The 22,031-nt window shown below is 67.5% G+C and carries 36 protein-coding genes; all 36 read right to left on the bottom strand.

Annotated features, from left to right (window positions below):
* Positions 1-4: 4 nt before the first annotated feature.
* Positions 5-631, bottom strand: a complete 627-nt coding sequence (gene rpsD, locus LDL48_RS08745) for a 30S ribosomal protein S4 (RefSeq protein ID WP_225254526.1) — start codon at positions 629-631, stop codon at positions 5-7.
* Positions 632-645: 14 nt separating this feature from the next.
* Positions 646-1,053 (bottom strand): 30S ribosomal protein S11, encoded by a 408-nt coding sequence (rpsK, locus tag LDL48_RS08750; RefSeq protein ID WP_014440747.1) that lies wholly within the window; start codon positions 1,051-1,053, stop codon positions 646-648.
* A 20-nt stretch (positions 1,054-1,073) separates the two neighbouring features.
* On the bottom strand, positions 1,074-1,454 hold the full coding sequence (gene rpsM / locus LDL48_RS08755) for a 30S ribosomal protein S13 (RefSeq protein ID WP_071803339.1): 381 nt from the start codon (positions 1,452-1,454) through the stop codon (positions 1,074-1,076).
* Positions 1,455-1,604: 150 nt separating this feature from the next.
* Entirely contained in the window at positions 1,605-1,718 is a 114-nt protein-coding gene (gene rpmJ / locus LDL48_RS08760; RefSeq protein WP_023358216.1) for a 50S ribosomal protein L36, read from the bottom strand.
* A 36-nt stretch (positions 1,719-1,754) separates the two neighbouring features.
* Complete coding sequence (infA, locus tag LDL48_RS08765; protein ID WP_007073013.1) at positions 1,755-1,976, bottom strand: translation initiation factor IF-1; 222 nt, start codon at positions 1,974-1,976, stop codon at positions 1,755-1,757.
* Between the two features lie 224 nt (positions 1,977-2,200).
* Entirely contained in the window at positions 2,201-2,743 is a 543-nt protein-coding gene (locus tag LDL48_RS08770) for a DUF1707 SHOCT-like domain-containing protein (protein ID WP_372472080.1), read from the bottom strand.
* Positions 2,744-3,105: 362 nt separating this feature from the next.
* Entirely contained in the window at positions 3,106-3,957 is an 852-nt protein-coding gene (gene map, locus LDL48_RS08775) for a type I methionyl aminopeptidase (protein ID WP_225254528.1), read from the bottom strand.
* A gap of 1 nt (position 3,958) precedes the next feature.
* Positions 3,959-4,612 carry an adenylate kinase gene (locus LDL48_RS08780; protein WP_225254529.1) on the bottom strand — a complete coding sequence of 218 codons (654 nt, stop codon included), beginning with the start codon at positions 4,610-4,612 and terminating at the stop codon, positions 3,959-3,961.
* Positions 4,613-4,674: 62 nt separating this feature from the next.
* Complete coding sequence (gene secY / locus LDL48_RS08785) at positions 4,675-6,021, bottom strand: preprotein translocase subunit SecY (RefSeq protein ID WP_225254530.1); 1,347 nt, start codon at positions 6,019-6,021, stop codon at positions 4,675-4,677.
* Between the two features lie 240 nt (positions 6,022-6,261).
* Complete coding sequence (gene rplO, locus LDL48_RS08790) at positions 6,262-6,711, bottom strand: 50S ribosomal protein L15 (protein WP_225254531.1); 450 nt, start codon at positions 6,709-6,711, stop codon at positions 6,262-6,264.
* Complete coding sequence (gene rpmD / locus LDL48_RS08795; protein WP_014440739.1) at positions 6,711-6,893, bottom strand: 50S ribosomal protein L30; 183 nt, start codon at positions 6,891-6,893, stop codon at positions 6,711-6,713. The genes rplO and rpmD overlap by 1 nt, the downstream gene beginning before the upstream one ends.
* Positions 6,893-7,513 (bottom strand): 30S ribosomal protein S5, encoded by a 621-nt coding sequence (gene rpsE / locus LDL48_RS08800; RefSeq protein WP_225254532.1) that lies wholly within the window; start codon positions 7,511-7,513, stop codon positions 6,893-6,895. The genes rpmD and rpsE overlap by 1 nt, the downstream gene beginning before the upstream one ends.
* 12 nt (positions 7,514-7,525) lie before the next feature.
* A complete protein-coding gene (gene rplR / locus LDL48_RS08805; RefSeq protein ID WP_443667669.1) occupies positions 7,526-7,921 on the bottom strand; it encodes a 50S ribosomal protein L18 in 396 nt (131 codons plus the stop codon).
* Complete coding sequence (gene rplF / locus LDL48_RS08810; RefSeq protein ID WP_225254533.1) at positions 7,918-8,457, bottom strand: 50S ribosomal protein L6; 540 nt, start codon at positions 8,455-8,457, stop codon at positions 7,918-7,920. Before rplF ends, rplR begins: the two co-directional genes overlap by 4 nt.
* Positions 8,458-8,471: 14 nt before the next feature.
* Positions 8,472-8,879 (bottom strand): 30S ribosomal protein S8, encoded by a 408-nt coding sequence (gene rpsH / locus LDL48_RS08815; protein ID WP_225254534.1) that lies wholly within the window; start codon positions 8,877-8,879, stop codon positions 8,472-8,474.
* A 94-nt stretch (positions 8,880-8,973) separates the two neighbouring features.
* Entirely contained in the window at positions 8,974-9,159 is a 186-nt protein-coding gene (locus tag LDL48_RS08820; RefSeq protein WP_225254535.1) for a type Z 30S ribosomal protein S14, read from the bottom strand.
* Positions 9,160-9,161: 2 nt separating this feature from the next.
* A complete protein-coding gene (gene rplE / locus LDL48_RS08825) occupies positions 9,162-9,731 on the bottom strand; it encodes a 50S ribosomal protein L5 (protein ID WP_225254536.1) in 570 nt (189 codons plus the stop codon).
* A complete protein-coding gene (gene rplX, locus LDL48_RS08830; RefSeq protein WP_225254812.1) occupies positions 9,731-10,051 on the bottom strand; it encodes a 50S ribosomal protein L24 in 321 nt (106 codons plus the stop codon). Before rplX ends, rplE begins: the two co-directional genes overlap by 1 nt.
* Positions 10,048-10,416: a 50S ribosomal protein L14 gene (gene rplN, locus LDL48_RS08835; RefSeq protein ID WP_225254537.1), complete on the bottom strand. Its 369-nt coding sequence runs from the start codon at positions 10,414-10,416 to the stop codon at positions 10,048-10,050. Before rplN ends, rplX begins: the two co-directional genes overlap by 4 nt.
* 92 nt (positions 10,417-10,508) lie before the next feature.
* Positions 10,509-10,799: a 30S ribosomal protein S17 gene (gene rpsQ, locus LDL48_RS08840; protein WP_225254538.1), complete on the bottom strand. Its 291-nt coding sequence runs from the start codon at positions 10,797-10,799 to the stop codon at positions 10,509-10,511.
* Positions 10,796-11,029: a 50S ribosomal protein L29 gene (gene rpmC, locus LDL48_RS08845; protein ID WP_225254539.1), complete on the bottom strand. Its 234-nt coding sequence runs from the start codon at positions 11,027-11,029 to the stop codon at positions 10,796-10,798. The genes rpsQ and rpmC overlap by 4 nt, the downstream gene beginning before the upstream one ends.
* The gene (rplP, locus tag LDL48_RS08850; RefSeq protein WP_225254540.1) at positions 11,029-11,454 is read right to left on the bottom strand and encodes a 50S ribosomal protein L16; all 426 of its coding nucleotides are present in this window, start codon (positions 11,452-11,454) and stop codon (positions 11,029-11,031) included. The genes rpmC and rplP overlap by 1 nt, the downstream gene beginning before the upstream one ends.
* A gap of 3 nt (positions 11,455-11,457) precedes the next feature.
* Complete coding sequence (rpsC, locus tag LDL48_RS08855) at positions 11,458-12,315, bottom strand: 30S ribosomal protein S3 (protein ID WP_225254541.1); 858 nt, start codon at positions 12,313-12,315, stop codon at positions 11,458-11,460.
* Positions 12,315-12,773, bottom strand: coding sequence for a 50S ribosomal protein L22 (gene rplV / locus LDL48_RS08860; RefSeq protein WP_225254542.1), 459 nt, complete (start codon positions 12,771-12,773; stop codon positions 12,315-12,317). The genes rpsC and rplV overlap by 1 nt, the downstream gene beginning before the upstream one ends.
* 37 nt (positions 12,774-12,810) lie before the next feature.
* On the bottom strand, positions 12,811-13,092 hold the full coding sequence (gene rpsS / locus LDL48_RS08865) for a 30S ribosomal protein S19 (protein ID WP_020513590.1): 282 nt from the start codon (positions 13,090-13,092) through the stop codon (positions 12,811-12,813).
* A 14-nt stretch (positions 13,093-13,106) separates the two neighbouring features.
* Positions 13,107-13,946, bottom strand: coding sequence for a 50S ribosomal protein L2 (gene rplB, locus LDL48_RS08870; protein ID WP_225254543.1), 840 nt, complete (start codon positions 13,944-13,946; stop codon positions 13,107-13,109).
* 13 nt (positions 13,947-13,959) lie between these two features.
* Positions 13,960-14,262 (bottom strand): 50S ribosomal protein L23, encoded by a 303-nt coding sequence (gene rplW, locus LDL48_RS08875; protein ID WP_122976227.1) that lies wholly within the window; start codon positions 14,260-14,262, stop codon positions 13,960-13,962.
* Positions 14,259-14,906 (bottom strand): 50S ribosomal protein L4, encoded by a 648-nt coding sequence (rplD, locus tag LDL48_RS08880; RefSeq protein WP_225254544.1) that lies wholly within the window; start codon positions 14,904-14,906, stop codon positions 14,259-14,261. The genes rplW and rplD overlap by 4 nt, the downstream gene beginning before the upstream one ends.
* Entirely contained in the window at positions 14,903-15,553 is a 651-nt protein-coding gene (rplC, locus tag LDL48_RS08885; protein ID WP_225254545.1) for a 50S ribosomal protein L3, read from the bottom strand. Before rplC ends, rplD begins: the two co-directional genes overlap by 4 nt.
* An 11-nt stretch (positions 15,554-15,564) precedes the next feature.
* Positions 15,565-15,873, bottom strand: coding sequence for a 30S ribosomal protein S10 (rpsJ, locus tag LDL48_RS08890; protein WP_097322778.1), 309 nt, complete (start codon positions 15,871-15,873; stop codon positions 15,565-15,567).
* Positions 15,874-16,245: 372 nt separating this feature from the next.
* A complete protein-coding gene (gene tuf, locus LDL48_RS08895; protein ID WP_225254546.1) occupies positions 16,246-17,439 on the bottom strand; it encodes an elongation factor Tu in 1,194 nt (397 codons plus the stop codon).
* 130 nt (positions 17,440-17,569) lie between these two features.
* On the bottom strand, positions 17,570-19,666 hold the full coding sequence (fusA, locus tag LDL48_RS08900; RefSeq protein WP_225254547.1) for an elongation factor G: 2,097 nt from the start codon (positions 19,664-19,666) through the stop codon (positions 17,570-17,572).
* A gap of 39 nt (positions 19,667-19,705) precedes the next feature.
* The gene (gene rpsG / locus LDL48_RS08905) at positions 19,706-20,176 is read right to left on the bottom strand and encodes a 30S ribosomal protein S7 (RefSeq protein WP_225254548.1); all 471 of its coding nucleotides are present in this window, start codon (positions 20,174-20,176) and stop codon (positions 19,706-19,708) included.
* 1 nt (position 20,177) lies between these two features.
* Positions 20,178-20,552 (bottom strand): 30S ribosomal protein S12, encoded by a 375-nt coding sequence (rpsL, locus tag LDL48_RS08910; protein WP_014440718.1) that lies wholly within the window; start codon positions 20,550-20,552, stop codon positions 20,178-20,180.
* 403 nt (positions 20,553-20,955) lie between these two features.
* A complete protein-coding gene (locus LDL48_RS08915; RefSeq protein WP_225254549.1) occupies positions 20,956-21,585 on the bottom strand; it encodes a phage holin family protein in 630 nt (209 codons plus the stop codon).
* Positions 21,586-21,662: 77 nt separating this feature from the next.
* Positions 21,663-21,971 (bottom strand): hypothetical protein, encoded by a 309-nt coding sequence (locus LDL48_RS08920; RefSeq protein ID WP_225254813.1) that lies wholly within the window; start codon positions 21,969-21,971, stop codon positions 21,663-21,665.
* Positions 21,972-22,031 lie beyond the last annotated feature (60 nt).

A 22,031-nucleotide genomic window follows, 5' to 3' on the forward strand; every position in this document is an offset into this window, starting at 1 on the left:
GCTGCTACTTGGAGTAGAGCTCGACGATCAGCTGCTCCTGGACCTGCGTGTCGATGACCTGACGCGCCGGGAGCGTGTGGATCAGGATCTTCATCTCGCTCGGGATCGGCTCGAGCCACGCCGGCACCGGGCGGGAACCCGCCTGGGCCTGCGCCACCACGAACGGCGTCATCTCGCGGGACTTCTCCCGAACCTGGATGATGTCGTGGTCCTTCACCCGGTACGACGGGATGTCGACCTTCTTGCCGTTGACCAGGAAGTGGCCGTGCTTGACCAGCTGCCGGGCCATGTCCCGGGACGAGGCGTATCCGGCCCGGTAGACCGCGTTGTCGAGACGCGACTCGAGGATCTGCAGCAGCACCTCACCGGTCTTGCCGGGCTTGGACACTGCCTCCTCGTAGTACCCGCGGAACTGCTTCTCGAGAATGCCGTAGACGCGACGCGCCTTCTGCTTCTCGCGGAGCTGGAGCAGGTACTCGGTCTCCTTGGTGCGGCCGCGGCCGTGCTGCCCGGGCGGGAACGGCCGGGACTCGAACGGGCACTTCGGACCGTCACACTTGCTGCCCTTGAGGAACAGCTTCATCTTCTCCCGACGGCAACGGCGGCAGTCGGCACCTGCATAACGAGCCATTTATCCTCTACCTCTCAGACCCGACGACGCTTCGGCGGGCGGCATCCGTTGTGCGGCTGCGGCGTGACGTCGGAGATCTGCCCGACCTCGAGGCCGGCGGCCTGCAGCGAACGGATGGCGGTTTCCCGGCCGGAGCCGGGGCCCTTGACGAACACGTCGACCTTGCGCATGCCGTGTTCCATCGCCCGGCGCGCGGCAGCCTCGGCGGCCAGCTGCGCGGCGAACGGGGTCGACTTGCGGGAGCCCTTGAAGCCCACCTGGCCGGACGAGGCCCAGGAGATGACCGCACCGGTCGGGTCGGTGATCGACACGATGGTGTTGTTGAAGGTGCTCTTGATGTGCGCCTGCCCGTGGGCGACGTTCTTGCGTTCCTTGCGCCGGACCTTCTTGACGGCGGCCCCAGCGCGTGCCTTCGGTGGCATAAGTCAGTGCGCTCCTATAACTACTTGCGTCCGGGCTTCTTCTTACCGGCGACCGTGCGCTTCGGACCCTTGCGGGTACGCGCGTTGGTCCGGGTCCGCTGTCCGCGGACGGGCAGGCCCCGGCGGTGCCGGATGCCGGCGTAGCAGCCGATCTCCACCTTGCGGCGGATGTCAGCGGCGACCTCGCGGCGCAGGTCGCCTTCAACCTTGAAGTTGGCCTCGATGTAGTCGCGGAGCTGTACCAGCTCCTCGTCCGTGAGGTCCTTGGCGCGCTTGTTCAGGTCAATGCCGGTCGCGGTGAGCGCCTCCACGGCGCGGGTCCGACCGACCCCGAAGATGTAGGTGAGCGCGATCTCCATCCGCTTTTCGCGGGGCAGATCGACGCCGACGAGACGTGCCATTAGCGGGCGTACTCCTCGTTGTCTCACGGAGGTCTGTGCCCGGTCCACCCCGCCTGCCCGGGCGGGCCCTGGCCTCCGACCAGGGGTGGAACCGCGTGCGTCATCGACGTGAGACGACCGCGGCTGGAACGAGCTTGTACTGAAGAGGCGTCAGCCCTGGCGCTGCTTGTGGCGCGGGTCGTCACAGATGACCATGACCCGGCCGTGCCGGCGAATGACCCGGCACTTGTTGCAGATCCGCTTGACGCTCGGCTTGACCTTCACGGTGTGCCTTACCCTATTCGGTCCGACGGGACCCGATCACTTGTAGCGGTAGACGATGCGCCCGCGGGTGAGGTCGTACGGCGAGAGTTCGACGACGACTCGGTCCTCGGGCAGGATGCGGATGTAGTGCTGCCGCATCTTGCCGCTGATGTGAGCCAGCACTTTGTGACCGTTCGCCAGCTCAACGCGGAACATCGCGTTGGGCAGGGGCTCGATCACTCGGCCTTCGATCTCGATGGCTCCGTCTTTCTTTGGCATGTCCTCCGCTACCTGACATCGGGTTCTGGGGCGGGCTCGCAACGTCTTTACCCGGGTGGATGACCGCCCGGACCAGCCGCGGCTCCCGCCGTCTCCGAAGCGCTGAAGACATGCGGGAGTGGACGCTGCGCGCCAGCTAGCCAGTGTACGCGCGCCGTGGCATCGACACCAAACCGAGGTCCCCGTAACCCGGAGTCGGGTGTGTCGCGCCCCGGAAAACCGGACTAAGCGGACTTTTTCTTCGGTTTCGCGGGCGGCAGCTCACCCCGGGCGATCGCCTCCGCCTCGAGCGCCTTGCGCTGGCGCTTGAGTTGCTTCTTCTGCTCGGCCTTGTCGAGCTTCGTCTGCCACTTGCGCGGCTCGCCCTGGGACAGGCCGGCGACCGTCTGCCAGATCAGCACGAGCCCCCAGGGCCCGGCCACCCAGATCGGCCAGAAGTAGAGCGGATCGCCCGCGGCGAGGCTGGAGATCACCCAGATCACCATGGTGATGGCGACCGTCGGCACGTAGCTGCTCCACACGTGCAGCAGCCATCTCCGGGTCACGTCGTCCCGGACCGGCGGCGCCGCCGGCACACCGGCAGCCACACGCTGGGCCGGGACCGCGGTGGGCAGGTCGTCCAGCAGCGTGTCCAGCTCGCCGTACGTCTTCGCGGCGTACGCCTGCTGCAGCCGCTCGTCATACTCGTGGAGATCGAGGCGGCCCTCGTCGAGGGCGGACTTCAGTGCGTCGGCGACCGTCTGCCGATCGGCGTCGGCGGCCCTCATCTCGTCGCGGCCCATGTTCCGATTCTGCCAGCCGCACGCCCGTCCGTCCGACCCGTGTCGCGGCGGTCACGCCGCCCGACGCGTCCCACGAACCCACCGACCAGCCGCACGGCGTCCGCGACCGCGCCTTCTGGACCCCGGCCGCCGGATGACCGCCGCCGCCGTTCCAGTGGAACACCAGCGTTGCTACCCGGCCCGCAGGACGACATCGGCGTACCACTGGAGCACTCCAGTGGAACACCAGCGTTGCTACCCGGCCCGCAGGACGACATCGGCGTACCACTGGAACACCAGCGTCGTTACCCGGCCCGCAGAACGACATCGGTGCACCACTGGAGCGCTCCAGTGGAACACCAGCGCTGTCAGTCGGCGACCGGGACCGCCGGCTGCCGGGCCGTCACCAGGTCGCCCAGGCGGGACCGGCCGCCGTCCGGCGCCGTGGTGACCCACACGCCGTCGTCGCAGAGCGCCATGGTGTGCTCGACGTGCGCCGCCACCGAACCGTCCCGGGTGACCACGGTCCACCCGTCGGACAGCTCCACGGTGCGCGGCGACCCCATGGTGATCATCGGCTCGATCGCCAGCGCCATGCCGACCACCAGCTTCGGGCCCTTGCCCGGCTTGCCGTGGTTGAGCACGTGCGGGTCCTGGTGCATCTCGGTGCCGATGCCGTGGCCGCCGTACCCGTCCACGATGCCGTAGCGGCCCGCCTTGCGGACGGCCTTCTCCACGTTGAAGGAGATGTCGGTGAGCCGCCCACGGCCGTTTGCGACGCCCCGCGCGGCCGCGGCGATGCCCGCCCACATGGCGTCCTCGGCCACCTCGGCCATGGTCAGCAGCGCCGGGTCGGTGTCGCCCACCCCCACCGTGATGGCGGAGTCGCCGTGCCAGCCGTTCAGGATCGCGCCGCAGTCCAACGAGATCAGGTCGCCCTCGCGCAGCACCTGGTCGGCCGCCGGGATGCCGTGCACCACCTGCTCGTTCACGGACGCGCAGATGGACGCCGGGAAGCCGTGGTAGCCCTTGAACGACGGGACCGCGCCGGCGTCCCGGATCACCTTCTCGGCGATCGCGTCCAGGTCGGCGGTGGAGACGCCCGGGGCGACCGCCTCGCGCATCGCGTCCAGCGCGGCGGCGACCACCAGGCCGGCGCCGCGCATCAGCTCGATCTGCGCGGGCGTCTTCAGCTGAATGTCCAGCTGGGAGCGGCGCATGTCAGCCTCCGTACGACCGCAGGGCGTCGATGGCGCGCACGGTGACGTCCTCGACCGGGCCGGTCGCGTCGATGCCCACCAGCTTGCCCTGCGCGCCGTAGTAGTCGACCAACGGCTGGGTCTTGTCCGCGTACTCGACCAGCCGGTTCGCGATCGTCTCGGCCTTGTCGTCGTCCCGCTGGAACAGCTCCGACCCGCACCGGTCGCAGATGTTCTCCTTGCTGGTCGGGTCGAACTCGACGTGCCAGATCTTTCCGCAGCCCCGGCAGGTACGCCGCCCGGACAGCCGACGGATGACCTCGTCGTCGTCGACCACCAGCTCCATCACCAGGTCGAGCGCGGTGCCGAGGTCGGCCAGCAGCTTGTCCAGCGCGTTGGCCTGGGGCACGGTACGCGGGAAGCCGTCGAGCAGGAAGCCGTCACCGGCGTCCGGCTCGGCCAGCCGGTCCCGGACCATGTTGATGGTGACCTCGTCCGGAACCAGCGAGCCGGCGTCCATGTAGCGCTTGGCCTCCACGCCCAGCGGCGTGCCCTGCGAGACGTTCGCCCGGAAGATGTCCCCGGTCGAGATCTTCGGTACGGCGAGGTGGGCGGCAACGAACTCAGCCTGGGTCCCCTTGCCGGCCCCCGGAGGGCCCACCAGTACCAGCCGCACCTACATCGCCTCGCTTCGGTGAGAACCGACCAACGCGTGAGCCCCCCGGCCCCGCGCCCCCACTACCGGAGGAACCCTTCGTAGTTGCGCTGCATGAGCTGGCTCTCGATCTGCTTCACGGTCTCCAGACCCACACCGACCATGATCAGCACCGCCACGCCACCGAACGGGAAGTTCATGTACTGGTCGTTGTTCAGCCAGATGAAGAAGAAGTTCGGCATGACCGAGATCAGGCCGAGGTAGAGCGCACCCGGCAGGGTGATCCGGCTGAGGATGAAGTCCAGGTAGTCCGCGGTCGGCTTGCCCGGCCGGATGCCCGGCACGAATCCGCCGTACTTCTTCATGTTCTCCGCGACCTCGGTCGGGTTGAACGTGATCGAGACGTAGAAGTACGTGAAGAAGATGATCAGCAGGAAGTACGTGACGATGTAGATCCAGTTACTGGGGTTGGCCAGGTTGTTCTGGATCCACTGCTGGTAGCCCTTGAGGTTGTTCGGGTCGAAGAACTGCAGGTACAGCTGCGGCAGGTAGAGCAGCGACGACGCGAAGATGACCGGGACGACACCCGCCTGGTTCACCTTCAGCGGGATGTAGGTCGAGGTGCCGCCGTACATCCGCCGGCCGATCATCCGCTTGGCGTACTGCACCGGGATGCGCCGCTGCGCCTGCTCGATGAAGACGACCGCCGTGATGATGAGCAGCACCAGCGCGATCACCAGGAGGAACTTGGCGACGCCGCTCTCCTCCTTGATCGTCCAGCCCTCGCCGGGGAGGCGGGCGGCGATCGAGGTGAAGATCAGGACGGACATGCCGTTGCCGACACCGCGGTCGGTGATCAGCTCGCCGAGCCACATCACCACGCCGGTGCCCGCGGTCATCGTAATCACCAGGGTCGCCAGCGTCAGCCACATCGGCAGACCGGTGTTCGTCGGGATGATCTGGAACTGGGACTGGTCCTGCGGGCACGCGCCGGCGAACAGCTGGCCGGAGCGGGCCAGTGCGACGAACGCGGCGGACTGCAGGATCGCCAGGCCGAGCGTGAGGTAGCGGGTGTACTGCGTGATCTTCGCCTGGCCGGACTGGCCCTCCTTGCGGAGCTGCTCCAGGCGGGGGATCACCACGGTGAGCAGCTGCAGGATGATCGACGCCGTGATGTACGGCATGATCCCGAGCGCGAAGACCGACAGCGAGAGCAACGCGCCGCCGGAGAACAGATTCAGCAGGGTCAATACCCCACCACCGGCGTCCGACGTGTTCACGGCTTCGAGGCAGTTCTGCACGTTGATGTAGGACACGCCCGGGCTGGGCAACGTCGCACCGAGCCGGTAGACCGCGATGATCGCTACTGTGAACAGCAGTTTCTTGCGCAGGTCAGGCGTCCGGAACGCACTGGAAAAGGCGGAGAGCAACTTCTTCCTCCTGCGCGAGGTAACCGCCACATCAGGCGGACGGGGGTGGGCATCGGTCCGGACGACCGATATCCCTAGCTGGGAACGGACTCTAACAGCCTCGCACGGCCGTGGTCAGCCACGGTCGGCGTGACTGCGGTGACGCTTTGCACCTGCTGAGGAAAGGCCAGGTCAGGCGCCACAAAAGGGGACGCCGCCCGAGCGCGACTTGCTGCGCTCGGGCGAACACCCCCAGCAAACTCACAGCTCGGTCGCGGAACCACCGGCTGCGGCAATCTTCTCCTTGGCCGATTCGCTGAACGCGTGCGCCTTGACATTCAGCGCAACACCGCCCAACTCACCCGAGCCGAGAACCTTGACCGGCTGGTTACGGCGTACCGCTCCGGCCTCGGCCAACTCGGTCGGGCCGACCTCGCCACCGTTCGGGAACAGCTCGGCGAGCCGGTCCAGGTTCACGACCTGGAAGACGACCTTGTTGCGGGGCCGGTTGCCCAGACCCTTGACCTTCGGGAGACGCATGTGGATAGGCATCTGGCCGCCCTCAAAGGCCGCCGAGACGTTCTTCCGGGCTCCCGTACCTTTCGTACCCCGACCGGCGGTCTTGCCCTTGGAGCCCTCACCGCGACCCACACGGGTCTTTGCGGTCTTGGCACCGGGCGCCGGGCGCAGGTGATGGACCTTGATCGCCATTACTCGACCTCCTCAACGCTCACGAGGTGGTTCACGGCGAAGATCATGCCCCGGATTTCGGGACGGTCCTCCTTGACCACCACGTCGTTGATCCGCTTCAGGCCGAGCGACCGCAGGGAGTCCCGCTGGTTCTGCTTGCGGCCGATACCGGACCGGACCTGGGTGACCTTCAGACGTGCCATCAGTGCACCGCCGCTTCCGCACGCGCCGCCAGCATGGCCGCCGGCGCCACATCCTCGACCGGCAGGCCACGGCGCGCCGCGACCATCTCCGGCGACTCGAGGCCCTTCAGCGCGGCCACCGTCGCGTGCACGATGTTGATCGGGTTCGACGAACCCAGGCTCTTGGAGAGGACGTCGTGGATACCGGCGCACTCCAGCACCGCGCGCACCGGGCCGCCGGCGATGACACCGGTACCGGCGGACGCGGGCTTGAGGAGTACGACGCCCGCGGCGGCCTCGCCCGTGATCGGGTGCGGGATCGTGGCACCGATCCGCGGCACCTTGAAGAAGTGCTTCTTGGCCTCCTCGACGCCCTTGGCGATGGCCGCGGGCACCTCCTTGGCCTTTCCATATCCGATACCGACGGTGCCGTCGCCGTCGCCGACGATCACCAGGGCGGTGAAGCTGAAGCGACGACCACCCTTGACGACCTTCGCGACACGGTTGATCGCGACGACCCGCTCGAGGTGCGGAGTCTTCTCGACGGGCGCGTTGCCGCGACCGCCCTCACGGCGGTTGTCCCGGCGGCCACCTTCGTTGTTACCGCCGGACCCGCCGCCACGGCGCTGCTGACCAGGCATAGGTCTTCCTTCCTAGAACTCGAGTCCGGCTTCGCGGGCAGCGTCCGCCAGCGCGGCGATCCGCCCCGCGTACCGGTTGCCGCCGCGGTCGAAGACGACCTTGGACACGCCCGCGGCCTTGGCCCGCTCGGCGAGGAGAGCGCCGACCTTGCCGGCCAGAGCGCTCTTGTCACCCTCGGAGCCCCGCAGGGAGGCGTCGAGCGTGGAAGCGGAAGCGAGCGTGTGGCCCTTGAGGTCGTCCACGATCTGCGCGGTGATGTGCCGCGAGGACCGGGTGACGACCAGACGGGGACGCTCGGCAGAGCCGCGGACGTTCTTGCGGACCCGGAAGTGCCGACGCGCCTTTCCGACGGCGCGCTTGGAGGCGACACCGCCGCCATTGCGGCGCTTGAGCAGCGTGGCGGTCACTTCTTACCTGCCTTTCCAGCCTTGCGGCGGATGACCTCGCCCTGGTACTTGACGCCCTTGCCCTTGTAGGGCTCCGGCGGGCGGATCTTCCGGATGTTCGCGGCGACCTCGCCGACGAGCTGCTTGTCGATGCCGGCGACCGTGAACTGCGTCGGGCGCTCCACCGTGAAGGTGATGCCGTCCGGCGGAACCACGTTGACCGGGTGCGAGAAGCCCAGGGCGAACTCGAGGTCCTTGCCCTTGGCGGTCACGCGGTAACCGGTGCCGTTGATCTCCAGCGTCTTCCGGTAACCCTCAGTGACGCCGACAATCATGTTGGCGACCAGGGTACGGGAGAGGCCGTGCAGCTCCTTGGCCCGACGCTCGTCGTTGGGGCGGTTGACGTGCAGTTCGCCGTCCGCCTTCTCCACCGTGATCGGCTCGGAGACGGTGTGCGACAGCTCGCCCTTGGGGCCCTTGACCTTGACGGTCTGGCCCGTGATGGTGACGTCGACGCCGGCCGGGACCGGGATCGACTTACGTCCGATTCGCGACATGTCAAAGTCTCCAGTTACCAGACGAAGGCGAGGACTTCCCCGCCCACGCTCCGCTTGCGGGCCTGCCGGTCGGTCAGCAGCCCCTGGGACGTCGAAATGATCGCGACACCGAGACCGCCGAGCACGCGCGGAAGCTCGTCCGACTTGGCGTACACCCGGAGACCGGGCTTGGACACGCGCTTGATGCCGGCGAGGCTGCGCTCGCGGCTCTGGCCGTACTTCAGCTCAACGACCAGGCGCCTGCCGACAGCGCCCTCCTCGGGCTCCTCAGCCGTCCAGGAGGCGATGTAGCCCTCGGCCTTGAGGACCTCGGCGATGTTCGCCTTGATCTTCGAGTAGGGCATGGTCACCTTGTCGTGGTACGCCTGGTTGGCGTTGCGCAGACGCGTGAGCATGTCTGCGATCGGGTCCGTCATCGTCATGGGTATTCGTCAACCTTTCTCGCCGGGGTTCCCGGAATCTCCAGGCCTACGGCGAAGCGGTATAGCAAGTGTGTGCGCCGGTTCGTGGGCGCGGTTACCAGGAAGCCTTCGATACGCCGGGCAGTTCACCGCGGTGAGCCATCTCCCGGACGCACACCCGGCACAGACCGAACTTCCGGTAGACCGAGTGCGGCCGTCCGCACTTCTGGCAGCGGGTGTACGCACGCACCGCGAACTTGGGCTTCGCGGCAGCCTTGAGGATCAGCGCCTTCTTAGCCATGCTCAGTTCTCCTTGAACGGGAAGCCCAGGAGCTTGAGCAGCGCCCGGCCCTCGTCGTCGGTCTTGGCGGTGGTGACCACCGTGATGTCCATGCCCCGGGTCCGGTCGATCCGGTCCTGGTCGATCTCGTGGAACACCGACTGCTCGGTCAGACCGAACGTGTAGTTGCCGTGCCCGTCGAGCTTGCGCCCGTCCAGGCCGCGGAAGTCGCGGATACGCGGCAGCGCGATGGAGAGCAGCCGGTCCAGGAACTCCCACATCCGGTCGTTACGGAGGGTCACCTTCGCGCCGATCGGCATGCCCTCACGCAGCTTGAACTGCGCGATGGACTTGGTCGCCCGCCGCACCAGCGGCTTCTGACCGGTGATCGTGGTGAGGTCACGGACCGCGCCGTCGATCAGCTTGGCGTCGCGGGCAGCCTCGCCCACACCCATGTTCACGACGACCTTGACCAGGCCGGGGATCTGCATGGGGTTGCCGTAGTTGTACTGCTCCCGAAGCGCGGGGATGACCTCGCTGCGGTACTTCTGCTTCAGGCGGGGCAGGGTCTTGGTCTCGGTGGCGGCAGTCATCACAGGTCCTTACCGGTGCTACGCGCGATGCGGACCTTCTGGCCGCTGTCGTCGATGCGGTAGCCGATGCGAGTCGGCTTGCCCTGGTCGTCCACGATCTGCACGTTCGAGATGTGGATCGGGGCTTCCTGGGTGACGATGCCGCCGGTCTTCGCGCCGCGCTGGGTGGTGCGGATGCGTTCGTGCTTCTTGACGCGGTTCACGCCCTCGACCAGGACCTTGTCCTGCCGCGGGTAGGCCGCGATGACCTTGCCCTTGGCACCCTTGTCCTTGCCGGCGATGACGACGACCGTGTCGCCCTTCTTGATCTTCACGGTCAGAGCACCTCCGGCGCCAGGCTGATGATCTTCATGAACCGCTTGTTGCGCAGCTCCCGGCCGACCGGGCCGAAGATGCGCGTACCGCGGGGGTCCCCGCCGTCCTTGATGATGACGGCGGCGTTCTCGTCGAAACGGATGTACGAGCCGTCAGGACGGCGCTTCTCCTTGGCGGTGCGCACGATGACCGCCTTGACGACGTCACCCTTCTTCACGCCCGCACCCGGAATGGCGTCCTTGACCGTGGCCACGATGACGTCGCCGATGCTCGCGTAGCGGCGACCGGAGCCACCGAGTACGCGGATGCACAGAATTTCCCGGGCACCCGTGTTGTCGGCGACGCGCAGTCGCGACTCCTGCTGAATCACGTCTGTCTCCTATGTCTGCCAGTTCTCCGCCACCGGGGCGGTCGGAGCTTGGCGGAACTACGAGATCGCCGGGCCTTGCGGCCCGGCGTACCTCACTTGGCCTTTTCGAGGATCTCCACGACCCGCCACCGCTTGGTGGCGGAGAGCGGACGGGTCTCCATCATCAGAACGCGGTCGCCGATACCGCACGCGTTCTGCTCGTCGTGCACCTTCAGCTTGCGGGTACGACGGAGCACCTTGCCGTAGAGGGCGTGCTTGACACGGTCCTCGACCTCGACGACCACGGTCTTGTCCATCTTGTCGCTGACCACGAGGCCCTCACGCGTCTTGCGCTGAGTCCGCGGCGCGGCAGAACTGGTCCCCTGCGGGGCGGTTTCACTCATGCTGTCACCTCATCCGGCGCGGCCGAGAGCCCCAGCTCACGCTCACGCATGATCGTGTAGATCCGGGCGATGTCCCGACGGACAACCTGCAGCCGACGGTGATTGTCGAGCTGACCGGTCGCGCCCTGCACGCGGAGGTTGAACAGCTCCGCCTTGGCCTCCCGCAGCCGCGAGACCAGCTCCTCGTCGGAGATCTCCCGCAGCTCGGCTGGCTTAACGCCCGCTGCCATCAGCCTTCCGCCCCTTCGCGTGTCACGATGCGGCACTTCATCGGGAGCTTGTGGATCGCGCGACGCATCGCTTCACGCGCAACCGTCTCGTTCGGGAACGACATCTCGAAGAGGATGCGTCCCGGCTTGACGTTCGCCACCCACCACTCGGGAGAGCCCTTACCGGAACCCATCCGGGTCTCGGCCGGCTTCTTCGTCAGAGCCTGGTCCGGGAAGATCGAGATCCAGACCTTGCCGCCACGCTTGATGTGGCGGGTCATCGCGATACGTGCCGACTCGATCTGCCGGTTGGTCACGTACGCCGGTTCCAGGGCCTGAATACCGAACTCGCCGAAGACCACCCGGTTGCCGCCCTTGGACGCGCCGGAGCGGCCCGGGTGGTGCGGCTTGCGGAAGCCCTTCGGGGGCTTACGCGGCATCAGCATGTGTCAGCCCTCCTGCTGCGTTTCGGCGACGGCCGGCGCCGCGGCAACTGCCGCGTCGTCGGTCGACTCACCGGTCGGGGTGTCGCCCTTCGCCTGGGCGGCAGCGGCCCGGCCGGCCTCGGTACCGCCGGCGGTCGTGCCGGACGAACCGGAACGGCCACGGCGCGGGCGCTCGGGACGGTCGCCCCGGTCACGGCGCGGACGCGCGGGCGCCTCGGGGGCGACCTCGCGACCCGGCACGGCGTCGCCCTTGTAGATCCAGACCTTCACACCGATGCGGCCGAACGTGGTACGGGCCTCGAAGAAGCCGTACTCGATGTTGGCGCGCAGCGTGTGCAACGGGACGCGACCCTCACGGTAGAACTCCGTGCGGCTCATCTCCGCGCCGCCGAGGCGACCGGAGACCTGCACCCGGATGCCCTTGCAGATCGGGTTCTTCATGGCCGACTGCATCGCCTTGCGCATCGCCCGGCGGAAGCTGACCCGGCTGGACAACTGCTCGGCGACGGCCTGCGCCACCAGCTGTGCGTCCGACTCCGGGCTCTTCACCTCGAGGATGTTGAGCTGGACCTGCTTGCCGGTGAGCTTCTCGAGTTCGCCGCGGATGCGGTCGGCCTCGGCGCCCTTACGGCCGATGACGATGCCCGGCCGGGCGGTGTGGATGTCGACGCGGACCCGGTCCCGGGTGCGCTCGATGTCCACCTTGGAAATGCCGGCGCGCTCCAGGCCCTTCGACATCATGCGGCGGATCTTGACGTCCTCGCCGATGTAGTCGGAGTAGAGCTTGTCCGCGAACCAGCGGGACTTCCAGTCGGTGGAGATGCCCAGACGGAACCCGGTGGGGTGAACTTTCTGACCCATTACTCCGCACCCTCCGTGCTGGTCTGGGACTCGGCCTTCGGCTCGGCGGCCTTGGCGGCCTTCTTCGCCGGGGCCTTCTTCGCCGGACGGTTCACCTGAACCGCCTCGACCGCGATCGTGATGTGGCACGTGCGCTTGCGGATCCGGTACGCCCGGCCCTGCGCCCGCGGCCGGAACCGCTTGAGCGTCGGTCCCTCGTCCACGAACGCCTCGCTGACCAGGAGTGCATCCGGGTCGAGCCGCTCGTTGTTCTCCGCGTTGGCAATCGCGCTGGCGAGCACCTTGTAGACCTGCTCACTCGCCGCCTGCGGCGCGAACTGCAGCACGGTGAGCGCCTCCTTCGCGGGCAGACCGCGGACGAGGTTGATCACCCGGCGCGCCTTGTTCGGCGAGATGCGCACGTGCCGCGCAATCGCCCGCGCGCCCGGAAGCACCGGAGCGTCGCCCTTGACTGGCATCGCTGTAGCTCCTAAATCCTCTGATCCGTGAATCTGCTTAGCGGCGGCGGCTCTTGCGGTCGTCCTTCTCGTGACCCTTGAACGTGCGGGTCAGAGCGAACTCGCCGAGCTTGTGCCCGACCATGGCCTCGGTGATGAACACCGGGACGTGCTTGCGCCCGTCGTGCACGGCAATCGTGTGCCCGAGCATGTCGGGAATGATCGTCGAGCGTCGCGACCAGGTCTTGATGACGTTCTTCGAGTTCTTCTCGTTCTGGACTTCCACCTTCTTGAGCAGGTGGTCGTCGACGAACGGGCCCTTCTTCAGGCTGCGTGGCATCTCTTAAACTCCCGTTACCCGCGCTTGCGGGTGGCGTAGCGGCGGCGAACGATCAGCTTGTCGCTCTCCTGGCCCTTGCGGCGGGTACGACCCTCGGGCTTACCAGCCGGGTTGACCGGGTGGCGACCACCGGAGGTCTTACCCTCACCACCACCGTGCGGGTGGTCGATCGGGTTCATGGCGACACCGCGGACGGTCGGGCGCTTGCCCTTCCAGCGCATGCGGCCGGCCTTGCCCCAGTTGATGTTCGACTGTTCGGCATTGCCGATCTCGCCGACCGTGGCACGGCAACGGATGTCGACCCGGCGGATCTCACCGGAGGGCATACGCAGCGTGGCGTAGACACCCTCACGGCCGAGCAGCTGGATACCGACACCGGCCGAGCGGGCCAGCTTGGCGCCACCGCCGGGACGAAGCTCCACACCGTGGATCGTCGTTCCGACCGGGATGTTGCGCAGGGGAAGGTTGTTCCCCGGCTTGATGTCCGCGCCCGGGCCGGACTCGACCCGGTCGCCCTGCTTGAGGTCCTTCGGCGCGAGGATGTAGCGCTTCTCGCCGTCGGCGTAGTGCAGCAGTGCGATGCGGGACGTGCGGTTCGGGTCGTACTCGATGTGCGCGACCTTGGCCGGCACGCCGTCCTTGTCGACCCGCTTGAAGTCGATCAGCCGGTACTGCCGCTTGTGACCGCCGCCCTGGTGCCGCGTGGTGATGCGGCCGTGGACGTTGCGGCCACCCTTGCGGGGCAGCGGCTTCAGCAGGCTCTTCTCCGGCGTGGACCGGGTGATCTCGGCGAAGTCGGCGACGCTGGAGCCACGACGGCCCGGCGTGGTCGGCTTGTACTTACGGATAGGCATCAGTCATAACCCCTTAGCTGACCGGCCCGCCGAAGGCCTCGATACGGTCACCGTCAGCCAGCTTCACCATCGCGCGCTTGGTCGCCTTGCGCTGACCGAAACCGGTCCGGGTGCGCTTGCGCTTGCCCTCGCGGTTCGCGGTGTTCACCGTCAGCACGCGGACGTTGAAGATCTGCTGGATCGCGATCTTGATCTGGGTCTTGTTCGCGTCCGGGTGGACGAGGAACGTGTACCAGTTCTGGTCGAGAACGCTGTAGCTCTTCTCGGAGACCACCGGGGCGACGATGATGTCGCGCGGGTCGGCGATCGTGCTCATGCGCCAGCCTCCTCACTGGTCTCGGAAGTGCCCAGGAACTCGTCGAGCGCTTCCTTCGTGAAGACCACCTCGTCGGCGACCAGCACGTCGTACGTGTTGAGCTGGCCGGCCTCGATGAGGTGCACGGTCGTCTCGTTGCGCAGCGACACCCAGTTCAGCTCGTCGGTGCTGCTCAGCACGACGAGGACCTTCCGGGACTCGGTCACCTTGCGCAGCGTCGCCACCGCGGCCTTGGTGGACGGGGTCTCGCCGGTGAGGAACGCCTCGACGACGTGCACCCGGCCGTCGCGGGCCCGGTCCGAGAGGGCACCGCGGAGCGCGGCGGCCTTCATCTTCTTCGGGGTCCGCTGGCTGTAGTCGCGCGGCACCGGGCCGTGGACCACGCCACCGCCGGCGAACTGCGGGGCGCGGATCGAGCCCTGGCGGGCGCGACCGGTGCCCTTCTGCTTGTACGGCTTCTTGCCGCCGCCGGCCACCTCGCCGCGGGTCTTCGCCTTGTGCGTGCCCTGCCGGGCGGCCGCGAGCTGGGCCACCACGACCTGGTGCATCAGCGGGATGTTCGCCTGTACGTCGAACACGGACTCCGGCAGCTCGACCGAGCCGGTCTTCGTGCCCTCGGCGTTGATCACGTCAACGGAGCTCACTTGACACCGCCCTTCTTCGCCGCGGTGCGGACCAGGATCAGCGCGCCCTTGGGGCCGGGAACGGCACCGCGGACGAGGATCAGGTTGTTCTCCAGGTCGACCGCCTGCACGGTCAGGTTCTGCACGGTGAACCGGCGGCTACCCATGCGACCGGCCATCCGGGTGCCCTTGAACACCCGGGCCGGCGTGGCGCAGGCGCCGATGGAGCCCGGCGAGCGGTGCTTGCGCTCGACACCGTGGCTGCTCTTCAGACCGTGGAAGCCGTGCCGCTTCATGACGCCGGCGTAGCCCTTGCCCTTGGTCTTACCGGTCACGTCGATCGGCGTGCCCGGCACGAAGGTCTCAACCGTGACCTCCTGGCCGAGCTCGTACTCGCCGGCGTCCGTGGTACGCAGCTCGACCAGGTGGCGCCGCGGCGACACACCGGCCTTGGCGTACTGGCCACTCTTCGGCTTGCTGACCTTCCGCGGGTCGATGGCGCCGTACGCCAGCTGGACCGCGGCGTAGCCGTCCGTCTCGGGGGTGCGGACCTGGGTCACGACGCACGGGCCGGCCTGCACCACAGTCACCGGGACGACCTTGTTGTTGTCCCAGACCTGGGTCATGCCGAGCTTGGCGCCCAGGATGCCCTTCACTTGCCTGTCCATTGTCCGGATCCCTACAGCTTGATCTCGATGTCGACGCCAGCCGGCAGGTCGAGACGCATGAGCGAGTCGACCGTCTTCGGAGTCGGGTCGATGATGTCGATCAGACGCTTGTGCGTGCGCATCTCGAAGTGCTCGCGCGAGTCCTTGTACTTGTGCGGCGAACGGATCACGCAGAAACGGTTGATCTCCGTGGGCAGCGGCACCGGACCTGCGACCGACGCTCCGGTACGCGTGACCGTCTCGACGATCTTGCGTGCCGAGGAGTCGACGACCTCGTGGTCATAGGCCTTGAGCCGGATGCGGATCTTCTGTCCCGCCATGGTGGCTTCTGTTTCCTTCTCTCGATGCCGCTACGTGCGAAAGCGGTGGCCCTCGCATGCCCGCAGGACCGTTGATCCTGCGTTGTCCGACCCCCGCGGTCGGGCGTGTCGCGCCGCTTCACAGACTGCTCTGCGAACCAGGCTCCGCCCCAGGGATCTGGAGCGATGGTGCCCGTGTCCAGCGGGGGAACGTAGTGCCGGGCGGCCAGTAAACACACCCGGACACCGGGCGAGGGTGGCCGACTGCCGAATACATCTTGCGGCAGCCAACCACCCTGCGCGGACGCAACCTGACTAGTATGCCGGATCGAAGCTGGCAATGCTAATCGGGGTCACCGATGAGGGTTGTTCACAGCGGTGAACGACTCTCAACTAGACGTTGATCTTCGTGACCGTTCCGGCGCCGACGGTGCGGCCACCCTCCCGGATCGCGAACTTCAGGCCCTGCTCCATGGCGATCGGCTGGATCAGCTTGACCGACATGGTGGTGGAGTCGCCCGGCATGACCATCTCGGTGCCCTCGGGCAGCGTGACGACGCCGGTGACGTCCGTGGTGCGGAAGTAGAACTGCGGCCGGTAGTTCTGGAAGAACGGCGTGTGCCGGCCACCCTCCTCCTTCGAGAGGATGTAGACCTGGCCCTCGAACTCCGTGTGCGGAGTGCTGGTGCCGGGCTTGACCACGACCATGCCGCGCTCGACGTCCTCGCGCTTGATGCCGCGGAGCAGCAGGCCGACGTTCTCGCCCGCGCGGGCCTCGTCGAGCAGCTTGCGGAACATCTCGATGCCGGTGCAGACGGTCTTCGTCGACTTCTCGCGGATGCCGACGATCTCGACCTCCTCGTTCGGCTTGAGGATGCCGCGCTCGGCCCGGCCGGTGACGACCGTACCGCGACCGGTGATCGTGAAGACGTCCTCGATCGGCATGAGGAACGGCTTCTCGACGTCACGCTCGGGCTGCGGGATCGCGGTGTCGACCGCGTTCATCAGCTCCATGAGCTTGCCGGACCACTCCTCGTCGCCCTCGAGCGCCTTCAGCGCCGAGACGCGGATGACCGGAACGTCGTCACCCGGGAACTCGTACGTGCTGAGCAGCTCGCGGACCTCGAGCTCGACGAGCTCCAGGAGCTCCTCGTCCTCGACCATGTCGCTCTTGTTCAGGGCGACGACGATGTACGGAACGCCGACCTGGCGGGCCAGGAGCACGTGCTCCTTGGTCTGCGGCATCGGGCCGTCGGTCGCGGCGACCACCAGGATCGCGCCGTCCATCTGGGCGGCACCGGTGATCATGTTCTTGATGTAGTCGGCGTGGCCGGGGCAGTCCACGTGCGCGTAGTGGCGCGCCGCGGTCTGGTACTCGACGTGTGCGATCGAGATCGTGATACCGCGGGCCTTCTCTTCAGGCGCCTTGTCGATCTCGTCGAACGGGGTGTACGGGTTCAGGTCCGGGTACTGGTCGTGCAGGACCTTCGTGATGGCCGCAGTCAGCGTCGTCTTACCGTGGTCGATGTGACCAATGGTGCCGATGTTGACGTGCGGCTTAGTCCGCTCGAACTTCGCCTTCGCCACTGGTGTCCTCCTGTGGACTGGATTTTCTTCTCTCGCCCGGCGCGCCGGAAAGGCGCTTAGGACTCTGTCGACTGCTCGTGCACGTGCGGTCCACGACGGACCGCACGTGCCTCAACGCATCCGGCGGTGACTACGCACCCGTTGCCTTCGCGATGATCTCCTTCGCCACATTTGCCGGAACCTCGGCGTAGGAGTCGAACTGCATGCTGTAACTCGCCCGGCCCTGAGTCTTCGACCGCAGGTCGCCGACGTAGCCGAACATCTCCGACAGCGGTACCAGAGCCTTGACGACGCGGGCGCCGGAGCGCTCCTCCATCGACTGGATCAGGCCGCGGCGGGAGTTGAGGTCACCGATGACGTCACCCATGTTGTCCTCGGGGGTGGTGACCTCAACGGCCATCATCGGCTCGAGCAGCGCGGGGTCGGCCTTGCGGGCCGCCTCCTTCATGGCCATCGAACCGGCGATCTTGAACGCCATTTCCGACGAGTCGACCTCGTGGTACTGACCGTCCACCAGCGTCAGCCGGACACCGACCATCGGGTAGCCGGCCAGCACGCCGTACTGCAGCGCGTCCTGGGCACCGGCGTCCACCGACGGGATGAACTCCCGCGGGATGCGGCCACCGGAGACCGCGTTCACGAATTCGTACGTCGGGCCGTCCGCGTCCAGCGGCAGCGGCTCGGCGGTGACGACGACCTTCGCGTACTGGCCCGAGCCACCGGTCTGCTTCTTGTGCACGAACGTGAGCTTCTCCACGCTGCCGCGGATCGTCTCACGGTACGCCACCTGCGGCTTACCGATGTTCGCCTCGACGTTGAACTCGCGCCGCATGCGGTCGACGAGGATGTCGAGGTGCAGCTCGCCCATGCCGGCGATGACCGTCTGACCGGTCTCCTCGTCGTTCCAGACGCGGAAGGTCGGGTCCTCCTCGGCGAGCCGCTGGATCGCGGTGCCGAGCTTCTCCTGGTCGGACTTCGTCTTCGGCTCGATCGCCACCTGGATGACCGGCTCCGGGAAGGTCATCGACTCCAGGATCACCGGCGCGGCCGGGTCACTCAGGGTGTCACCGGTGGTGGTCTGCTTGAGACCCTGCACCGCGATGATGTCCCCGGCCTGGGCCGTAGGACGCTCTTCCCGCTTGTTCGCGTGCATCTGGTAGATCTTGCCGATGCGCTCCTTCCGGTCCTTGGTGGAGTTGATCACCTGGGAACCGGAGTCGAGCGTGCCGGAGTAGACCCGCACGTAGGTCAGCTTGCCGAGGTGCTTGTCCGTCTGGATCTTGAACGCCAGGCCGGAGAACGGCTCGTCGTTCGACGGCTTGCGCAGCATCGGGGTCTCGCCGTCGGTCGCCGTGCCCTCGATCGCCGGAACGTCCAGCGGCGACGGCAGGAAGTCGACCACGGCGTCGAGCATGGGCTGGACGCCCTTGTTCTTGAACGCCGAGCCACACAGGACCGGGTTGGCCTTGCTGGCGATGGTGGCGCGCCGGATGGCGGCCTTGATCTCCTCCTGGGAGACCTCCACGCCGTCCAGGTACTTGACCATGACGTCGTCGTCCACGTCGGCGAGCGTCTCGATCAGCTTCTCGCGCCACTCGTTCGCGGAGTCGACCAGGTCGGCCGGGATCTCCTCGATCGCGTAGTCCTCACCCTTCTGGGTCTCCCCACGCCAGGTGAACGCCTTCATGGTGACCAGGTCCACGACGCCGATGTGGTCGCCCTCGAGGCCGATCGGAATCTGCAGGACGAGCGGCGTGGCGTTGAGCCGGTCGATCATCATCTGCACGCAGCGGAAGAAGTCCGCTCCGGTCCGGTCGAGCTTGTTGACGAAGCACATGCGGGGCACGTGGTACTTGTCCGCCTGCCGCCACACGTTCTCGGTCTGCGGTTCCACGCCGGCGACGCCGTCGTAGACCGCCACCGCGCCGTCGAGCACACGCAGGGACCGCTCGACCTCGACCGTGAAGTCGACGTGGCCGGGCGTGTCGATGATCTGAATCGTGTAGCCCTTCCACTCGCACTTCGTGGCGGCGGAGGTGATGGTGATACCGCGTTCCTGTTCCTGTTCCATCCAGTCCATGACGGCCGCGCCCTCGTGGACTTCACCGATCTTGTACGTGATGCCGGTGTAGAACAGGATCCGCTCGGTCGTCGTGGTCTTACCAGCATCGATGTGCGCCATGATGCCGATGTTGCGTACCTTGGCGAGCGCGTCTGCGGCAGCCACTTCAATCCCTCTTCGTCTTCGTCGTCGTCAGGTGGTGGATTACCACCGGTAGTGCGCGAAGGCCTTGTTGGACTCCGCCATCTTGTGGGTGTCCTCGCGACGCTTGACCGCGGCGCCCAGACCGTTGCTGGCGTCGAGCAGCTCGTTCTGCAGGCGCTCGATCATGGTCTTCTCGCGACGGGCCTTGGAGTACTGGACCAGCCAGCGCAGACCCAGGGTGGTCTGGCGCGGGGTGCGCACCTCGACCGGAACCTGGTAGGTCGCGCCACCGACGCGGCGGCTGCGGACCTCGAGGGTCGGCTTCACGTTGTCCATCGCGCGCTTGAGCGTCACCACCGGGTCGGTGCCGGTCTTCTCCCGGCAGCCCTCGAGCGCGCCGTAGACGATGCGCTCGGCCAGCTGCCGCTTGCCGCCGACCAGGATCTTGTTGACCAGCTGCGTAACCAGCGGGGAGTTGTACACCGGGTCAGCGACCACCGGGTGGCGCGGAGCGGGGCCCTTACGCGGCATGTCAGCTCTTCTCCTTCTTCGCGCCGTAACGGCTGCGGGCCTGCTTGCGGTTGCGGACACCCTGGGTGTCCAGCGAACCACGGACGATCTTGTAACGGACGCCCGGGAGGTCCTTCACACGACCGCCACGCACGAGCACGATCGAGTGCTCCTGCAGGTTGTGGCCGACGCCCGGGATGTACGCGGTCACCTCGATCTGGCTGCTGAGCTTCACACGAGCGACCTTGCGCAGCGCGGAGTTCGGCTTCTTGGGGGTGGTGGTGTACACGCGCGTGCACACGCCGCGCCGCTGGGGACTACCCTTCAGCGCCGGCGTCTTAGTCTTGCTCGTCTTCGCCTGGCGGCCCTTTCGGACCAGCTGCTGGATCGTGGGCACCGGGTTTCTCCGCTCCCTTCGGCCGCCTTCTCACGGCCGCACCGTCTTCGTTCTGCCTGTGTGTGTCGTCTGACCCCGAAGGGCCCTCCGGCACCCGCGGTCGGGCGTGTCGTCCGGCTCACGGTCCCGCCGCGCGCCTGTCAACGCGCACCGGGTCTTGTCTGTGTCAGGCCTTAGGCCCGTCGTGCCACTGCCCCGTCGCTATTTCCGACTCGGGCGCACGCACGAGTTGCCCGGGCAAGCCCGGGCACGAGGGGAAAGATTACCCATCACGAGCAGGCAGGTCAAAACGAGGGTGATCCTCGATACCAGCTTCCCATGACGGACATCTCTACAGACCCAGTGTAACGGGTACTCCCGGGCGGCATCACCGCGGTGCCCGAACCCGTGCGTCGTGGCGCTCTCACAGCTGCAACACCAGTCCCAACGCCAGCGCTGACAGCGCGATTCCCACCCCCACCACACCGCACGAGATCCCCGCCACGGCGACGCCCCGGCCGGTGAGCCGGAGCCGGCCCGCCCCACCCGAGCCGGCGATCTGACGCCGTGCCACCACCCCGACCGCGACCGCTCCCCCGCCGAACAGCACGGCCAGCAGCGTGAAGGCGCCGGCCACCCAGCCGCCCCAGCCCCCCTCGGCGCCGGCCACGCCGAAGCACAGCACGAGCACGGAGGCGAGGATCGAGCCGATGCCGGCCAGCAGCGCACCGGTGGCCAGCCCGGAGGCGGCCGGCGCGATCTGCAACTGCACCAGGCCGAAGTCGGTGCCGGGCATGGGGTCGACCCGGGCGGGCTTCCAGCGGCCCTCGGGCGGCGGGGGCGGCACGGGCGGATAGGCACCCGGCCCGGCCTGCCCAGGCACGAACTGCCCAGACGTCTGCCCGGCCGAATGCTGCCCGGAGGCGGCTTGTTCAGAAGACGCGAAATGCCCGGGCGTCGCGTGCCCGGACGCGAACTGCCCGGGCGAACCGCCGGGCGGCGCGGAAGCCGGATCGGCGGGTGGGTACTGGCCGGGACCCGGTGGCTGCGTCATGGTTCGAGCATGTCACTCGTTCGAGGCCGTCCGCAGCCCACCCCTGCCGGGCCCGCCACCCCGGGCCGCCAGGGGTGTCAGTCGGTGTTGGCGTCGAAGTCCTGCCCCGGAGCCGCCACGTGCAGCAAACCGGTGATCACCGCGACCACCAGCGCCGTCAACGCCAGGATCAGCCCCGCCCAGGCCAGCCGCCGCCCTCGCCGCAACCACGCCGAGCCGGTCAGGTAGCCGCGGGCGGCGTACTGCTGGCGGTGGGTCTGCCGGGCCAGCAGCAACGCGATGGTGGCCGGGATGACGCCGCCGATCAGCGGGCCGGTGAGCAGCGCGATCAGCCCGAGCGCGAACACCGCGCGGGCCTTGGTCGCCGTGACCGGGTCCGGATCCATCGGATGGCGGGTGGGCACGGCGGCGGGAAGCGTCACTCCCCCATTCTAGGAACGCCGGAA

Origin of the sequence: Jidongwangia harbinensis, from assembly GCF_020216025.1 — a bacterium.
GTDB classification, from domain to species: Bacteria; Actinomycetota; Actinomycetes; order Mycobacteriales; family Micromonosporaceae; genus Actinoplanes; species Actinoplanes harbinensis.

Excerpts from the sequence above, each read along its gene's own strand:
- rplB (WP_225254543.1), bottom strand. The coding sequence starts at position 13,946 with ATGCCTATCCGTAAGTACAAGCCGACCACGCCGGGCCGTCGTGGCTCC.
- rpsC (WP_225254541.1), bottom strand. The coding sequence starts at position 12,315 with ATGGGTCAGAAAGTTCACCCCACCGGGTTCCGTCTGGGCATCTCCACC.
- LDL48_RS08920 (WP_225254813.1), bottom strand. The coding sequence starts at position 21,971 with ATGGATCCGGACCCGGTCACGGCGACCAAGGCCCGCGCGGTGTTCGCG.
- rplF (WP_225254533.1), bottom strand. The coding sequence starts at position 8,457 with ATGTCGCGAATCGGACGTAAGTCGATCCCGGTCCCGGCCGGCGTCGAC.
- rpsD (WP_225254526.1), bottom strand. The coding sequence starts at position 631 with ATGGCTCGTTATGCAGGTGCCGACTGCCGCCGTTGCCGTCGGGAGAAG.
- rpsH (WP_225254534.1), bottom strand. The coding sequence starts at position 8,879 with ATGACGATGACGGACCCGATCGCAGACATGCTCACGCGTCTGCGCAAC.
- LDL48_RS08915 (WP_225254549.1), bottom strand. The coding sequence starts at position 21,585 with ATGACGCAGCCACCGGGTCCCGGCCAGTACCCACCCGCCGATCCGGCT.
- rpmD (WP_014440739.1), bottom strand. The coding sequence starts at position 6,893 with ATGGCACGTCTGAAGGTCACCCAGGTCCGGTCCGGTATCGGCCGCAAG.
- rplE (WP_225254536.1), bottom strand. The coding sequence starts at position 9,731 with ATGACTGCCGCCACCGAGACCAAGACCCTGCCCCGCCTGAAGCAGAAG.
- rpmC (WP_225254539.1), bottom strand. The coding sequence starts at position 11,029 with ATGGCAGCGGGCGTTAAGCCAGCCGAGCTGCGGGAGATCTCCGACGAG.
- rpsE (WP_225254532.1), bottom strand. The coding sequence starts at position 7,513 with ATGCCTGGTCAGCAGCGCCGTGGCGGCGGGTCCGGCGGTAACAACGAA.
- infA (WP_007073013.1), bottom strand. The coding sequence starts at position 1,976 with ATGCCAAAGAAAGACGGAGCCATCGAGATCGAAGGCCGAGTGATCGAG.
- rplV (WP_225254542.1), bottom strand. The coding sequence starts at position 12,773 with ATGCCAGTCAAGGGCGACGCTCCGGTGCTTCCGGGCGCGCGGGCGATT.
- rpsK (WP_014440747.1), bottom strand. The coding sequence starts at position 1,053 with ATGCCACCGAAGGCACGCGCTGGGGCCGCCGTCAAGAAGGTCCGGCGC.
- rpsS (WP_020513590.1), bottom strand. The coding sequence starts at position 13,092 with ATGCCACGCAGCCTGAAGAAGGGCCCGTTCGTCGACGACCACCTGCTC.
- map (WP_225254528.1), bottom strand. The coding sequence starts at position 3,957 with ATGCGCCGCTCCCAGCTGGACATTCAGCTGAAGACGCCCGCGCAGATC.
- rpsM (WP_071803339.1), bottom strand. The coding sequence starts at position 1,454 with ATGGCACGTCTCGTCGGCGTCGATCTGCCCCGCGAAAAGCGGATGGAG.
- rplP (WP_225254540.1), bottom strand. The coding sequence starts at position 11,454 with ATGCTGATGCCGCGTAAGCCCCCGAAGGGCTTCCGCAAGCCGCACCAC.
- rpsQ (WP_225254538.1), bottom strand. The coding sequence starts at position 10,799 with ATGAGTGAAACCGCCCCGCAGGGGACCAGTTCTGCCGCGCCGCGGACT.
- rplO (WP_225254531.1), bottom strand. The coding sequence starts at position 6,711 with ATGGCGATCAAGGTCCATCACCTGCGCCCGGCGCCCGGTGCCAAGACC.
- rplW (WP_122976227.1), bottom strand. The coding sequence starts at position 14,262 with ATGAGCACGATCGCCGACCCGCGCGACATCATCGTCGCCCCGGTGGTC.
- rpsG (WP_225254548.1), bottom strand. The coding sequence starts at position 20,176 with ATGCCGCGTAAGGGCCCCGCTCCGCGCCACCCGGTGGTCGCTGACCCG.
- LDL48_RS08770 (WP_372472080.1), bottom strand. The coding sequence starts at position 2,743 with ATGAGGGCCGCCGACGCCGATCGGCAGACGGTCGCCGACGCACTGAAG.
- rpsJ (WP_097322778.1), bottom strand. The coding sequence starts at position 15,873 with ATGGCGGGACAGAAGATCCGCATCCGGCTCAAGGCCTATGACCACGAG.
- rplC (WP_225254545.1), bottom strand. The coding sequence starts at position 15,553 with ATGGACAGGCAAGTGAAGGGCATCCTGGGCGCCAAGCTCGGCATGACC.
- LDL48_RS08820 (WP_225254535.1), bottom strand. The coding sequence starts at position 9,159 with ATGGCTAAGAAGGCGCTGATCCTCAAGGCTGCCGCGAAGCCCAAGTTC.